Source organism: Kitasatospora sp. NPDC058218 (genome assembly GCF_042882445.1).
Classification (GTDB): Bacteria; Actinomycetota; Actinomycetes; order Streptomycetales; family Streptomycetaceae; genus Kitasatospora.
The window spans coordinates 88,868-104,571 of sequence record NZ_JBHVWC010000001.1 but is presented as its reverse complement, the minus strand read 5'-3'; the positions used below and the strand labels follow the sequence as shown (position 1 = coordinate 104,571).

5 protein-coding genes are annotated in these 15,704 nt (G+C 75.6%); 2 read left to right on the top strand and 3 right to left on the bottom strand.

Going from position 1 to position 15,704, the window contains the following annotated elements; genetic code table 11:
• The 3 genes from fxsT to ACFVYI_RS00365 all read right to left on the bottom strand — a co-directional run.
• Positions 1–3,672: FxSxx-COOH system tetratricopeptide repeat protein (gene fxsT / locus ACFVYI_RS00375; RefSeq protein ID WP_387879726.1), on the bottom strand; the 3,672-nt coding region annotated here is incomplete at its 3' end.
• Positions 3,673–3,815: 143 nt separating this feature from the next.
• Positions 3,816–6,380: a right-handed parallel beta-helix repeat-containing protein gene (locus tag ACFVYI_RS00370; RefSeq protein ID WP_387879723.1), complete on the bottom strand. Its 2,565-nt coding sequence runs from the start codon at positions 6,378–6,380 to the stop codon at positions 3,816–3,818.
• Positions 6,380–14,290 (bottom strand): hypothetical protein, encoded by a 7,911-nt coding sequence (locus tag ACFVYI_RS00365; protein WP_387879720.1) that lies wholly within the window; start codon positions 14,288–14,290, stop codon positions 6,380–6,382. Before ACFVYI_RS00365 ends, ACFVYI_RS00370 begins: the two co-directional genes overlap by 1 nt.
• A 247-nt stretch (positions 14,291–14,537) precedes the next feature.
• On the opposite strand from ACFVYI_RS00365, the gene ACFVYI_RS00360 reads away from it, so the two are divergent.
• Together ACFVYI_RS00360 and ACFVYI_RS00355 are read left to right on the top strand one after the other, a co-directional pair.
• The gene (locus ACFVYI_RS00360) at positions 14,538–15,347 is read left to right on the top strand and encodes a hypothetical protein (RefSeq protein WP_387879717.1); all 810 of its coding nucleotides are present in this window, start codon (positions 14,538–14,540) and stop codon (positions 15,345–15,347) included.
• 46 nt (positions 15,348–15,393) lie between these two features.
• Positions 15,394–15,696, top strand: a complete 303-nt coding sequence (locus ACFVYI_RS00355; protein ID WP_360634883.1) for a WXG100 family type VII secretion target — start codon at positions 15,394–15,396, stop codon at positions 15,694–15,696.
• Positions 15,697–15,704: the final 8 nt, after the last annotated feature.

The following is a 15,704-nucleotide window of genomic DNA, read 5'->3' as shown; positions in this document are numbered from 1 at the left end:
CCGGGAACGGTCCGCGACCAGGACCTCGAACAGCTCGACGGCCCGCCGGTGATCCCCGGCCTCCCGGTACGTCGAGGCCTGTCGCCAGCGGGTGTTGAGGGTGTCCGGGTGCTCCGGGCCCTGGACCCGCAGCCGGTCGGCGAGCAGGGCGTCGTAGAGCGCGACGGCCCGCCCGTACGCCCCGGCCTCCCGGTGGGCCCAGGCCAGACCCGCCCGGTCGTCGAGGGTGTCCGGGTGGTCCGGCCCCTGCACCCGGGCCCGGTCGGCGACCAGCGTCTCGTAGAGCCCGACGGCCCGCTCGTGCTCCCCGGCCTCCCGGTACGCCCAGGCCAGGCCGGTGACGGCGTTCAGGGTGGCCGGGTGGTCGGCCCCCTGGACGCGGGTCCGGTCGGCGACCAGCACCGCGAACAGCTCGACGGCGCGGTCGTGCTCCCCCGCCTCACCGCCGGCCCAGGCCATTCCGGCCCGGGTGCTGAGGCTGTCGGGGTGGTCCGGGCCCTGGATCCGGACGCGGTCGGCGAGCAGGGCCTCGTAGAGCGCGAGGGCGCGCCGGTGCTCCCCGGCCATCCGGCAGGCCCAGGCCAGGCCCGCCCGGGTGTTGAGGCTGTCGGGGTGGTCCGGGCCCTGCACCCGGACCCGGTCGGCGAGCAGGCCTTCGAAGAGCTCGACGGCGAGGCCGTACTCGCCGGCCTCCCGGTGCGCCGACGCGTGCCACCAGCGGGTGTTGAGGGTGTCCGGGTGGTCCGCGCCCTGGACGCGGGTCCGGTCGGCGATCAGCGCCGCGAACAGCCCGATGGCCCGGCGCCGTTCGCCGGCCTCGCGGTAGGCCGTCGCCTGCCACCAGCGGGTGTTCAGGGTGACCGGGTGGTCCGCGCCCTGGACCCTGGTGCGGTCGCGGACGAGGGCCTCGTAGAGCTCGATCGCGCGGCGGTGCTCCCCGGCCTCGTGGCAGGCCCGGGCCAGACCGGAGCGCGCCTCCAGGGTGTCGAGGTGGTCCACGCCCTGGACGCGCCGCCGGTCGGCGACCAGCGCCTCGCACAGGTCGATGGCGCGCCGGTGCTCGCCGCCCTCCCGGCAGGCGCGGGCCAGGCTGTCCCGCTCCTCCAGGGTGTCGGGGTGGTCGGGCCCCTGGACGCGGGCCCGGTCGGCGATCAGGGCGTCGTAGTGGGCGACGGCGCGGCGGTGCTCCCCGGCCTCGTGGCAGGCCCAGGCCAGGCAGGAGCGCGCCTCCAGGGTGTCGCGGTGGTCCGCCCCCTGGACCCGTACCCGGTCCGTGACGAGCCCCTCCTGGTCGGCGACGGCCTCCCTGGTCCGCCCGGCGGCCTGCCGGGCGTAGGCCAGGCCGGCCCGCTCGGCCAGGGTGTCCGGGTGGTCGGGGCCCTGGACCCGGGTGCGGTCCCGGACGAGGGCCTCGTTGAGCTCGACGGCGCGCCGGTGGTCCCCGGCCTCCCGGTGGGCCCAGGCGAGCCCGGAGCGGGCGTCGAGGGTGTCCGGGTGGTCCGGGCCCAGGACCCGGACGTGGTCGCTGACCAGCGTCCGCAGTTCGCGCACGGCGACGGTCCGGCGGCCGGCCTCGGACCGGGCCAGGGCCAGCTGGCCGCGGGCCTCCAGGGTCTGCGGGTGCTCGGGGCCCTGGGTGCGGGCGCGGTCCCGGGCGACCGACTCGTAGCCGGCCACGGCCGCGGGGTGGTCGCCCGCCACCGCGTGGGCGGCGGCGAGCCAGCTGCGGCCGGTGAGGGTGTCGGGGTGGTCGGCGCCGAGCACCCGGGCCCGGTCGGTGACGGCCTGGGTGTAGAGGGCCAGGGCGAGCCGGTGCTCACCGACGGTCAGCTGGGCGTAGGCGAGGCTGTTGCGGCTGGACAGGACGTCGGGGTGGTCGGCGCCGAGCACCCGGGCCCGGTCCGCCAGCAGTGCCTCGAACTCCCGGACCGCCTCGCGGTGCAGCCCCGACACCTGCAGGGCGTACGCGAGCCCGGCCCGGGTGGAGAGGGTGTCCGGGTGGTCGGCGCCGAGCAGCCGGGCCCGGTCGGCCGCGACCGCCCCGAACTCCGCCACCGCGAGCGTGTGTTCCCCCGCCTTGCGCAGGGCGTGGGCCAGCGTGTGGCGGTCGCCGAGCACCGCGGGGTGGTCGGGGCCCTGCACCCGGCTGCGGGCGGCCACCACCGCCCAGCAGAGGGCGACCGCGCGCGTCGGGTCGCCCTCGCGGGCGTGCAGCTCCGCGAGCCGGCCCCGGCTGGCGAGCGTGTCGAGGTGGTCGGCGCCCAGCAGCCGGGTCTGGCCGTCGGCCACCGCGGTGACCAGCGGGATGGCGAAGATCCGCTGTTCCCGCTCGGTCAACTCCTCGGCCGCCAGGCGGTAGAGCGCGACGCTCTCCCGGGTGGGCTGCTCCGAGGGGCCGGTGGCGGCGAGTTCCCGGATGTGGGGCAGCAGCGCCCGGCGGATCCTCAGGTCCGAGGTCGGCCAGAGACCGGCCACCGCGGCGGCGAGATGGCGTTCCGCCCTCGTCCTGACCCGGCGGTCGCGGTCGGAGCTGCGCAGGACGCTCTGCAGCAGGCGGTGCACGGCGACGGTGTGCGGGCCGAGGGTGATGAGGTGGTAGTCGGCCAACAGCCGCAGGGCGGAGTCCACTTCGGCGGGCCGGCGGGCGCCGAACGGCACCAGCGCCTCGCGCGGCAGGGCCTCCGGGGCGTACCAGGCGAGCGTGCGCAGCAGGTCGACGGCGAAGGGCGCGCCGGCCTGGACGGTGTGCAGGGTGGTGTGCCAGAGCCGGGCGACGGTGTCGACCGCGCTGGGCGCGGCGTCCGGGTCGGAGGGGGTGACGGTGTGCAGCAGCTCCCGGTAGGCGCCGAAGGTGGTACCGGTCTGCTGGATGTAGGCGCCGGCCTGGGCGAGGGCGAGCGGGAGGTTGCCGAGCTCGTCGGCGAGGGCCTCCGCCTCGACGCGCTCGGCCGCGTCGACGCTCGCCCCGGGGCGGGCCGTGTCACGGAGCAGCCGGGCGGCCTGCTGCCGGTCGAGGACGTCGATGTGGACCGGGCGGATCCCCGGGTGCCAGCCGCTCGCGCACCGGCTGGTGACCAGGTGGTGGCCGTGGCCGAGCAGCCGGCCGAGGTAGGGCGTGAGGTGGACCGGGTCCTCGACGTTGTCGAAGACCAGCAGCCAGCCGCGGTGCGCGCGCAGCCAGGCCAGCGCCCACTCGGACTGCTGGCTCGGCGGGGCGGTCAGGGCCCAGGACGGGTGGAGGTGGACGGCGAGGTCGGCGAAGGCCTCGCCGATCTGCTCCTCGGACTCGGCGGTGATCCACCAGACCAGCCGGTAGTCGGCGGCGTGCGCGTAGGCGTAGTGCAGGGCGAGGGCCGTCTTCCCGACGCCGCCGAGGCCGTGCAGGGTGGTGGCCTGGGTGACCAGGCTGCCGCCGTCCGCCAGCGCCGCGCCGATCGCCCGTAACGCCCCGTCCCGGCCGACGAGTTCGCCGGCGGGGCCGGGTGGCAGGTTGTGCGAGCCGGGCCGCGGGTCGACGGCGAGCGCGGCGGCCGCCGCCTCGGGCGGGAGCACCACCGTGCGCTGCTCGGTGTGCGGGTTGCCGCCGGTCGAGGCCGGGGAGGCCGGCCGGGGCCGCTGCTCGAATGCCTCATGGCCCGCCGGCCTGCCCTCGGGCCGGGCATGCGTCGTCATGGACATCTGCACCTCGGTGCCCTACCCCCCGGTATCGACTGACGCCCACCGTAGCGGTACGAAGTCGCGTTGTCACCGGAACCACCCACGTCGCGGCGGTTGCCGGGCCGTCAGGGGCGGGGCCGGGCGGGGGTAGAGCGGCCCTACGGGAGGTCCTCGGGCTCCAGGGCGGTGAGTTGGCCGGGGGTGGGGGCGGTGGTGAGCTCCGCCATGCGCTGGGCCTGACGCTCGGTCATCTCCTGGAAGGTCTGCCGGGCGGAGCGGCCGTTGCCGAAGCCGGAGCCGCGCGGGATCGTCTCGAAGTGGCGCAGCAGGCGCCGGCGGGCGTCCGCGGTGAGTTCGTACCGGTGCTCGCGGGCCTGGTGGTCGACGATCGCGACCAGGTCGGGCGCGGTGTAGTCCTCGAAGACCAGGGTGCGGGTGAAGCGGGAGGAGAGCCCGGGGTTGGAGGCGATGAAGCGCCCCATGTCGGCCGGGTAGCCGGCGGCGATCACCACCACGTCGTCGCGGTGGTCCTCCATCAGCTTGACCAGCGTGGCGACGGCCTCCAGGCCGAAGTCGTGACCGCCGCCGGCCGCCGGCACCAGGGAGTACGCCTCGTCGATGAAGAGCACCCCGCCGAGCGCCCGGGTGAACGCGGCGGCGGTGCGCGGCCCGGTGTGCCCGACGTACTCGCCCACCAGGGCGCTGCGGTCCACCTCGACCAGGTGGCCCCGGCGCAGCAGCCCGAGGGCCTTCAACAGCCGTCCGTAGAGCCGGGCGACGGTGGTCTTGCCGGTTCCGGGGTTGCCGGCGAAGACCAGGTGGCGGCTGAGCGGCGGGGCGGGGAGCCCGGCCTCCTCGCGCAGCCGGACGGCCTGCATCAGCTTCACCATCGAGTGCACGTCGTGCTTGACCCGGTCCAGGCCGACCAGGGTGCCGAGTTCCGCCAGCAGGTCGTCGAGGCTCTCCTCCACCACCGTCTCGTCGAACAGCTCGGCCGGGGCGGTGGCCGCCGGCCCGGCGGCGCCGGGCAGGCCCGGGTGCGGCGGGGCGGCGGGGGTCGGGAGGGCGGGAGCGGCCGGGGTCGCCGGGAGCCCCGGGCGGTCGCCGAGGTCGCACTCCTCGAAGACGGGGGCGGCGCCCGCCTCGCCGCCGAGCGCCTCGGTGCAGTCGAGCAGCCGGCAGCGCCGCAGCCGGGGGGCGGCGCCCTCGGCCAGGTGCAGCGCGGGGAAGCGGCTGCGCACCACGTCGCAGGAGGTGAACACGCCGCCGGCGCCCTCGGCGAAGTAGATGCCGTTGCGGCCGGTGTCCTCGATCCGCAGGCCGCCGACGACCGGTCGGGCGCCCGTCCACACCACCACTCCGGAGCCGGTGCTGCCCTCCACCGAGCCGCCCTCCACGCGGGCGTCGGAGCCGGCGTCCAGCAGCAGGCCGGCCGCGCCCGCCCCGGCGACCCGGTTGCCGACCAGGACGGCGCTGCCGCCGGTGCCGATCTCCAGCCCGGCCCGCGCGGTCGTGGTGACGGTGGAGTGCTCGATCCGGGAGCCGGTCGGGGAGGTGACGGCGACACCGGTGTGGGCGGCGGAGATCCGGCAGCCGGCGACGGTGGCGCGCGCGTGCTCGGTGACGGCCACGCCGGTCATGGCGACGCCGGTGACGGTGCAGTCGGTCAGCGCGGCGTCCGCCTTCCCGGCCAGGTGGACGCCGTGCTCGGCGCCGCCCCGCACCCGGCAGTAGGTGAGGACGGCGCCGGCCTCGTCGGAGAGGTGGACGGCGCTGAACGCGCAGTCGTCCAGCCGGCAGTCGGTGAGTTCGGCCCGGGCGTGGTCGGTGGCCAGCAGGCCGTTGGCGGCGGGTGCGGCGACCGTGCAGCCGTCGGCGGTGAGCCGGCCGTCGTCCTGGACGACCAGGGCGCTGGCGGCGGCCCGCAGGATCCGGCAGTCGACCAGCTGTGCCGAGGCCGCGCCGGTGACGTGCACGCCGGCCGCGCCGGGCGCCTCGATCCGGGTGGTCTCGACGACCGCCCCGGCGCCGTCCTCCAGGAGGAGGCCGGCCCGGCCGGTGCCGTGCAGCACGGAATCGGCGAGCCGGAGCCGGGAGCGCCCGCGCAGCCGGATGCCGGAGCCGGTGGTGGACTCCAGCCGGAGCCGGACGGCGTCCAGGCGGGCCGTCCCGGAGAGCACCGCGCCGGTGCCGTCGGTGTCGGCGATCACGGTGGACTCGGCGCGGACCCGGGCGCCGCCCGACAGGCGCAGGGCGGCGAGCCGGGCGCCGTGCAGCCGGCAGTCCCGCAGCAGCACGGCCGAGGTGCCGTCCTCACCGTCGGCGTCCCGCTGCCCCGGCTCGGGGCCGTCGGGCCCGCGGACCTCGATCCGGCCGCCGCGGACGGTGCAGTGGGCCAGCACCAGCCCGGCGCCGGGGGCGACGGTGACGGCGGGCTCGCCGGGGTCGGCGCCCTCGATGTCCAGGCTGCGGACGAGGCAGTCCGGCCCCTGCACGGTGAGCGCGGGGCCGCCGCCGGGCGGGGCGGCCAGCAGGACGGTGCCGGTGCCCTGTTCGGCGACGAGCACGACCCGCCGCGGGAGTTCCAGCGACTCCTCGTAGCGGCCGGGGGCGACCACCACCGTGTCGCCGGGCAGGGCGGCCCGCAGGGCGTCGGCGATCAGGCGGTGGACGCCCCGGCCGCGCGGGCCGACGGCGTGGATCCGGTGTGTCCGGTGTTGCATCAGGGCTGTTGTCCTTGCTGCGGTACGGGGGCGGGGATGGGGACGGGCTTGGGCACCGGGACGGGGTTGCGGTACCACGAGGGGTTGATGCTGGCCCGGTAGGCGTTGGTCAGCCAGATCGAGGTGATCGACTTCTCGAAGATCTTGAACGGCAGCTGGATCCAGAACTCGGCGAAGCCCTGCCGGTGGAAGAACCGGCTGCCGCCGCCCATGATCACGGCGTTCTTGGCGATCGCCGCGCTGCTCGCCGTGGTCAGCCCGGCCAGGCCCGCGATGCCGCCGTCCAGGAAGGCGTCCATCCCGCTCAGCACGTGGGTCTTGCCGTCGGCCCCGGTGACGCCCCAGACGGCGGCGTTCATCGAGCCGTTGACCCAGCCGACCAGGCCGCCCAGCGCCGCGTTGTAGAAGAAGTCGTAGGTGCCGCCGCGCCAGCGGGTCGGGGTCTCGTTGCCCGCCCACTCGTTGGCCCAGTGCTTGTCGTGGTTGTTGGGCCGGCGCAGCTCGTGCTTCCCGCCGTCCACGTTGCCCAGCACCGACTTCGGGCCGCCGACGGCGGAGCCGCGCAGCTCGTGCATCCCGGTGGAGACCAGGCTCTTGACGCCGGCCCCGACCGCCGCGTTCGCGAAGGACTTGAGCGCGTCCTTGCCGGTGAACGGCTTGTTGTTGACGGCCGCGACGATGCCGTTGACGGCCAGGTTGGCGGCGAACTCCAGGACGAACTCCTGCCCGAACTCCAGCGCGACCTTCTTCGCCAGCACCTTCCAGTACGGCTGGTAGAGCGCCTCGCCGAGCGGCACGATCCCGTGGTTCGCGGCGGGCAGGCCCGGCACCCCGTCCAGCGCGTTCTGCATCCGCGGCACCCGGATCTGGACGGAGTCGCCCCAGGGCAGCCGGTTGGCCTCGCGGATCCGCCGGCCGAAGCCGCGGATCTCGGTGAGCGGGCCGCGGAAGTCGTACTCGTTGCCGGTGACCCGGAAGCGGCCGCCGGGGGCCGTCTCCCAGACCAGGCCGCTGTCGGTGCGCTGCGCGATGATGTGGTTGTTGCCGTCGTAGCGGCGCCACTGGCTGCGCCAGGCGTCCTTCTCCAGGAAGGTGCCGTCGCCGAGCGGCTTGCGCTCGCGGACCACCGCGCCGTGGTCGAACTCCTTCCAGGCGCCGGGCGGGTGCGGCGCGCCGTTGCCCTGAACGTACTCGCGCACCCGCAGCGGGCCGTCGCCGAGCGACAGGTGCGGGGGCACCTCGCGGACGGTGAGGGCCGGGCCGCCGCCGGCCGGGCGGAACTCGTCCCGGAAGTGCCGGGTGCCGGCCCGCCACTGGTCGTCCCACGTCCGGGTGGTCCCGTTCCACCAGCGGCGGACCTGCTGGCCGGCACCGTAGTCGACGGCGGCGCCGTCCGGCCCGTACTTGCGGGTGAACCAGCGCTCGCCGCCGCCCACCGGGTCGACGCCCCGCCAGGAGTCGGTGTACCGGCCGCCGTCGAGCATGTTCCGCTCGCGGACCAGCGCGCCGGTGGTGTCGAAGTCCCGGAAGGAGTCGTCCCAGGGCAGCCGGGGGTCGTCGGAGCCGCGGAACACCATTCGGCGGCCGCCGACCGGGTTGCCCAGGTGGTCGGTGCCGGTCCAGCGCCACTCGGCGGAGTCCGGGCGGCCGGTACCGGTGATCCGGGTGACGTTGCCGTGCGCGTCGCTCCAACTGTCGTGGGTTCCGGTCAGGTTGCCGTGGGCGTCGCGCTGCACCCAGGGGTCGGCCGACCGGGCGTGGACCTGCCCGGTCACCGGATCGACCCGCGGCGGCACCCGGTACTCGCGCACCGAGCCGTCGGGGAAGCCCTCCCGGGCCACCCGCCAGTCGTTGCCGCCCGGCGCCTGGAAGCGGTCCTGCCAGATCGGGTGGTTCGCGCCGCCGCCGGCCGGCGGGGTCAGGTCGGCCCGGTAGCCGGCGCGGCCGGGCTCCTCCCAGGGGACGTGCGCGGGGTTGGTCGGCGGATGGGGCGGCGGGGTGGCGTGGTCACCGACCTTGAGCGTGGCGCCGCTGTGCAGCTTCACCGTGGAGCGGACGAAGCGGCCGTCCGCGGCGAGGTCGACCACGCTGCTGTCCATGCCCACGTAGCGCAGGCCGCCCCCGGGGTTCACACCGCCGGTCTTGTTCCAGAGGAAGGTCTGGAACCGGGTGTCGCTGCCCAGGTGGCGGACGGAACCCTGCGGCGCCCCGCCGAGCCGGTCGCGCACCCAGAGCGGCGGGCGCTGCTCGGACCAGCGGGTCGTGGTCAGCACCCCCTGGTCGGTCGTCAGGACTTCGCGCTTGCCGACCTCCTTGCCGTGCGGGGAGTGCCGCTCCCAGTTCTGCCCGACACCGTTGCGCCAGGTGTACTCCTGGAAGTGCCCGGCCTTGTCCGGCCCGTGGCCCATCCCCCACTGCTTCTGGACGACGGTGTTGGTGCCGTCGCCGAGCCGGTCCGTCCAGCCGCTGTCCCGGTGCTGGGTGCGCGGGCCGTGCCCGAGCTCGACCCCGGCGCCGTCGAAGCGGTGCCAGGTCCAGGAGCGGTCGGCGCCGCGGACGGCGAAGGTGTGGCCGGTGACGCCGCCGGTCTTCTGCAGCCCGTCGCGGTACTGGTGGACGGTGGTGCCCCGGTGGTCGACGTCCCGCCAGCTGAAGCCGGAGGTGTCGTAGCGGCGGGTGCCGTGGCCCGCCAGGCCGCCGGCGCCGTCCCACTGCGCCCAGGCGGTCCGGCGGTTGAGGTCGCCGAAGGAGAGCGTGTCGGTGCGCCGGAAGGCGTCGAGGATCCCGCCACCGGACAGCATCCGCCGTTCGAACACCTCCACCGGTGTGTAGGTGGCGGACAGCAGCCGGATCCGGTTGCCGCCGCCGGTGATCTCCACCCGGCCGTGGTGGAACGCGCCGGTGCCGACCGGCGGCGGAGTGGCCGCCGCCGGGTGCGGTGTCCGCTGCCAGGTGGCTCCCCCGGCGGCGGTGTGGTCGATGACGTACTGGTGGTCGGTGCGGCGGCCGCCGTCCACCACGTTGAAGCCCTGGTGGGTGACGGCGCCGCCGTTCGGCGCGTGGACGGTGAACTCGCCGTGCCGGGGGCCGCCCGGGCGGTCGAAGGACACCTGCAGCCCGCCGTCCGGCCGCACGGTGACGACCCGTTCGGGCACCCGGACGCCGGCCGGGCCCTCCAGGTGGCCCGGGCCCGCGACGGCGCCGGGGCCGGGCTCCGGAACGACCGCGAAGGTGCCGTTCGGGTGGCCGTCGGGGCCCTGCAGCCCGGTGCCGATCTCCAGCCGTGCACCGTCCGCGCCGTAGCGGACGAAGTCCCCGCCCGCGGTGGTGTCGGTGATCTGGTGCCCGCCGCCGGGCCGGTCGACGGCGGTGAGGTGCGGGAGCGGGGTGCCACCGGCGTCCACGACCCCGAGGGTGCGCGGGCCACCGGGCGGGGTGTGCGCCACCACCCACTGGTCCAGCGGCGCGCCGCCGGGGCCGTGCAGCCTGGTCCCGTCGTCGACGATCCGCCCGGCGTCGTCGAAGACCCGGAACCCGCCGGCCGGGTCGACGACCCGGAACCCGGTGCCCTCCGGGGTGACGGTCCACCGGGGGTCCGGGTGGAAGCCGGCGTCCAGCCACTGGAAGGCCAGCGGGTGGACCGGGCCGCCGGCGGGGCGCTCCAGGTGGCCCAGCGGCCGGCCGGTGCTGTCGAGCACCTGCTGCCCGTCGACCTGGAGCGTGCCGTCCGCGCCGTGCCGCTCGTACCGCAGGCCGCCGCCGGGCGTGAGGGGCGGCTGCTCGACCCGGAAACCGCCGCCCGGGTGGGCGATCACCCGCTCGGGCAGCGGGGTGCCGGCCGCGTCGGTGAGCACGTGACCACCACCCTGCGGCACCACGAAGTGCGTCCCCCGCAGCCCCGCCCCGTCACCGAGCGCCAAGCCCTGCTCGCCGAAGCCGCCCTGCGGCGTGTAGCGGGTCGACACCCCGGACTGCGGATCCGTCACCCGCCAACCACCGGCCGGCAGCGGATCAGCCGTCAGACCCGTCGGCCGACCGAGATCATCGGTCAGACGACGAGGAGCACCATCGGTGAGGAAGTGAACGCCCCGCACACCGTGCACATCCGCCAACGCCAGACCGCTCTCCACCTGAAGACCGTCGCCGCCGTACCGCACCGAACGACCGGTCCCGAGATCGGTCAACCGCACCGTACCGTCCGGCAGCGTGGTCACCGGCTGCGGCAACCGCGCACCCGCCGCATCGGTGAGGACATGACCGCCACCCCGCGGGACCACGAAGTGCGTCCCCCGCAGCCCCGCCCCGTCACCGAGCGCCAGGCTCTCCCCCTGGAACCCGCCGTCGGGGTCGAACCGGACCGACCGGCCGGTGACCGGGTCGGTGACCCGCAGGCCGGCCCCGCCGTTCAGCACGGTCAGGTCGTGGCCGCCGGCGTTGCCCAGCGAGCGGGTGACCACCCCGTTGTCGTGGCCGAGGAGCAGCACCGGCCCCAGCGGCACGCCGCCCGCGACCAGCAGCGGACGGCCCTCCTCGACGAACTGTCCGCCGTGGTCGAAGCCGCGGTGTCCGCCGGTCACCGGGTCGCGCAGGTCGAAGCCGCCGCCCGGGCGGGGGTGGACGTCGAGCCCCACGACGCCGTCGACGTCGTGCACCCGGTACGTCGGGTGGCCCTGGCCGACGAAGTCGATGTGCACGTGCTGCCCGACCGGTGCGCCGTCCGGGCCGGTGAGCGGGAGGTCCTCGGCCACCAGCCGGCCGGTTCCGTCGTAGCTCTGGACGCTGCCGAGCTGGGCGTTGTGGATGTCGAAGCCGCCGCCGGGGCGGGCGACCGGGCGCAGCGTCGGGTCCGGCACGTCGTGGGCGTCCAGCACCCGGTGGACCTGCCCGCCGTTGGCGGTGGTGGTCTCGATCCGCCAGCCGTTGGGGCCGCCCACCGCGCTGTCGGTCAGGGTGAGCACGACGGGCTGCGGGGCGGGCTGCGGCGCGAGCTGGGGCTGGACGTGCGGCTGCGGCGCGACCTGGGGCGCGACCTGCGGCTGGACGTGCACCGGCGGGGCGCCGCCGCCGGTCTCGGCACCGCCGAGCAGCCGAGGGCGCTCGCGCAGGCTGTCGGCGGTGAGCCGGGCGAGGTCCTGGTCCATCCGCGCCGGGTCGACGCCGAGCGCGGCGAGCCGGTCGAGGGTGTCGTCGAGGCGCTGGGCGGCGGCGTCCACCGAGGCCTGGGCGTGGATCACCACCGGGCTGGGCCGCGAGCCGGAGCCGGGGCGGGCGTGCAGGTCGGACAGCAGCCGCTCGGCCCGGCCGAACTCGTGGCGGGCCAGGGTGAGATCGGCCCAGGCGTCGAGGCGGGCCACCCCGCCCGGGTCGTCGGCCTGGCCGAACAGGGCGACCACCCGGTCGCTCTGCTCGCGCCAGAGCCGGTCGAGCTGGGCGCCGGTCAGCCGCTCGGGGCCGGCGCCGTGCGGGAGTCCGGTACCGCCGGGCGTGTGCACCGGGGGTGTCGGAGCCGCGGTGAGGACCACCGGGGCCGGAGTGTGACCGGTCGGGGTGTGCACGGTCGGCTGATGCACGGCCGGCGTCTGGACGGAGGGGCTCTGCACGGTCGGCGTATGGACGGCCGGCGTATGGACGGTCGGGGCCTGGACCAGGGACGTCGGCGACTGGGTGCGGGCCAGGGCGCCGGTGTCGAGCAGGCCGAGGGCGTCGTCCACCCGGCCGACCGCCCCCGTGCCGGGCGGGGTGACGGTGTGCACGCCGGGCAGCACGACCGGTGGGGCGACGGTGACCCGGGGCGGCGCGAACTCGGAGAGGTGCAGGTTGACCTGATGAGCGGTCAGGGCACTTCGACTGTGGTCGCCCAGGTGGGCACCGGTGCTGAAGACGGGCGAGTCCGCGCGGTTGATCGGGGAGCCGGTGGCGAGCAGGTCCAGCGCGCCGTGCAGCTGCGCGCCCGGGGTGCCGACCGTGCCGAGGCCGGGGACGGACGTACCCGGCACGGCGACGCCGGGGGTGAGGCCGCCGCTGTGCTGGAGCGCGGTCGGCGGGTGCAGTTGGGTGGTCGGGGCCAGCTGGGTGGTCGTGGCCGACAGGTCGGCGGTGTGCACGGCGGGCACGTGCGGGGTGACGGTGTGCACGGCGCCCGTGCCGATCGTGCCCACCCCGGTGGCCGGCTGGTGCAGGCCGATCGCCTGGGTCTGCACCGACGGCAGGTGGACGGCGCCGGTCCCGGCGCCCGTCGTGACGTCGGCGAGGTGGACCGGGGCCGGCTGCACGCTGCCGAGCGTGCCCGGCAGGTGCAGGCTGCCGGGCGTGCCCGCGTGCACGCCCGCCCCCGTCCCGAGGCCGCCCGGGTGGGCGCTGACGCCGAGGCCGGTGTCCAGGTGGAGGCCGCCCGGGGTGACGGTCAGGTTGCCCCAGTCCCCCATCCGGACGGAGTGCAGCTCGCGGACCGGGATGTCGAGCAGGGCGTCCAGTTGGCGCACGGCGTGCGGCGCGAACGAGAGCTGGTCGGTGAGGCCGGAGTGCACGCCGAAGGTCGGCGGCCGGGAGAAGGAGAGCCCGAGGCCGCCGGGCTCCAGGTGCGGGAGGTCCAGGCCTCGCGGTCCGGCCCAGTCGCCGAGCCGGACCTTCGCGAGGTCCGCGCGCGGCAGGTCGACCAGGGCGTCCACCTGGTGCAGCGGCGGCGGGACGGGGATCGCCGCGGCGGTGCGCCCGGCGGTGCCCAGCAGGGGCGCCCCGAACCGGAACTTCCCGAGCACACCGCGCTCGAAGAAGCCGATCCGCAGGGCGCCGCGCAGCCCGAACTGCCCGATCTCGGCCGCGTCGACCGGCAGGAACAGCCGCAGCCACTTGGTGCCGCCGAGTTCGGCCCGGGCGAAGTTCCAGGTCCCGGTACCGATCCGGCCGAGCCCGGCGGGCAGGCCGCGGACCAGGCCGGGCAGGCTCTTGATGCCCTGGATGACGGCGAGACCGCCGGCGTTGAAGGTCACGCCCGCCAGGTGCGGCAGGTTGGTGATCGTGCTCTTCACCCAGAGACCGCCGGACTTGATCCAGCTGCCGGTGATCCTGGCGAGGTCCCACAGGCCCGGCAGGAACCGGAAGCCGTGCAGACCGCCGCCGGTGAACACGCCGCGGAAGAAGTTGCTCACCGTCTGGCCGACGCTCTTGATCCCGGCCCAGGTGAACTTGGCCCCGGCGCTGATGAGTTTGAGCAGCGGGATGCCCTTGGTGGTCGGTGCGATCATGCCGAGGCCGGAGAGGAAGAGGTCCAGCGCGCTGGCCTTGCCCTGGGCGAAGTCGACGGCCGTCTTGACGAAGATCGCGAGGTTGGCGCCGATGGCGATCAGCGCGATCGGACCGCCGAAGACCAGTGCGGGCAGGATCAGCGCGATGGCCAGCCACTGGAAGGCCTCCCAGAACAGGTCGCAGTCGGAGACCGGCTGCTTGATCCCCCGGGCGGCGCTGCTGAGCGCGCTGCCGGCCGTCCGGCCGGCCTCGTCCTGGGCCGTGCCGGCCTGCCGGGCCGTGCTCGCCAGCTCGGTCAGCCGGGAGTCGTCCTTGGCCAGGCCGCGTCCCTGGGAGAGCGCGTTGTCCGCGCGCCACTGCTGGTCGCGCACCACGCCCGCGTAGGTGGTCAGCGCCCGGGCGGAGTTCTCGAAGGCGTCGGCCACCGACTGGACGAAGCCGCGCAGCGGTCCGCTGATCTTGTCGCGGAGCGCGTCGGCCGTCTGCCCGACGAACGCGCCGTCACCGGTCTTGTTGAGCACCGCGTCCAGGGCGTCGTCGATCTCCCGGGCGACCCGGCCGAGGTCGGCCAGCGAGCGCTGCACCTCGTCCATCCGGTCCGGATCCCCCGGCGTGGGGTCACCGCTCAGGCCGATCGCGGTCCAGTCGGTCGGACGCTGAGCCATCTCGGGTCCTCTCCGTACGCGGCCTCGCCGGGGTGGGACGCCCACCGCCGTGCGCGGAGCACTCCCGCCTGACCACGGCCGGACGGCCCCGGCGGTTCACCGGGCCCGACGGCGGCCCGACGGCGGCCCGACGGCGGCTCACCGCGGCACCCCGGGCCGCGCCGGCGAGGCGTGGTGAACCGGGACCGGGGCTCGGACGTGGTCCGGGCGCAGCAGCACGGTGTGCCGACCCGACCGGAGGGACCCCTTGCCCGACTTCTCGATGGACTACGGGATCCTCCACGAGGCCCGCAAGGACCTGCACGCCCTCGCGGACCGGATCTCGCCGACGCTGCACGACAGCCTCTTCTCCCAGTACGGCTCGGGCAAGCTCGGCGACGCCCAGGCCGTGTTCGGGGACCCGAACGTCACCAACGGCTTCCGCAGCCTCTACCGGCTCTCCAAGGACCCGATGAACCGGGCCGTGGACCACCTCAAGCAGCTGGGCGACGTCTTCGGCGCGGTCGCCGACGGCTACTTCGACGTGGACGCGCAGGTCGCCGACGGGCTGGGGGTGATGGGCACCAACATGGGCCTGGACGCCTGGCGCAACGACAAGGCGGCCTGGGACTACCGCAACGCCCACGCCGACCAGTGCACCCCCGGCCCGGACGGGACGGTCCCGGACTTCTGCAAGGCGACCGACCCCGGCGCGCCACCCGTCGACCAGACCATCGACACCGCCAACGGCTCGGTGCACACCCACCTCACGCTGGACGGCGACAACAACGTGATCAAGGAGGAGACGACCGTCACCCACGACGGCCAGACCTACACCTCGACCACCAGCTACACCGACCACGGCCGCTCCTTCACCACCGACACCGTGTACGCGGACGGCACCAAGAACCACGCCGAGACGCACCTGCAGGAGGACGGCAGCGGCGACATGACCGTCACCGACAACGACGGCGTGAAGACCGAGTACCACCGCGGCGGACCGGGCCAGGAGTGGCAGCAGACCGGCGGCGGCCCGCCGGAGCCGGAACCGGACTACGACCCCCCGACGATGTACTGACCCGGCCCCCGGCCACGGTCACCCACCACCCTTCGAGAGGACGACCATGCCCAACATCTCCCTGGACTTCGAGAAGATCGAGGCCACCTCGGGCCGACTGGACTCGGCCAGCGACAACATCGTGCCGATGCTGAACGACCTGAAGAACGACGTGAACGGCCTGCTCGGCGACGGCATGGTGTTCCAGCAGTCCAGCCCGGCCATGCAGGAGGCGTACGACAAGTTCAACACCAGCCTGCTGGCCGCGATGGACGGCATCAAGGGCTTCGCCAAGCAGTTCCGGCAGATCAAGGACCAGATGCACCAGATGGACCAGGACATGGCCGCCAGCCTGCGCGAGAGCAAGTGACGCCAGCA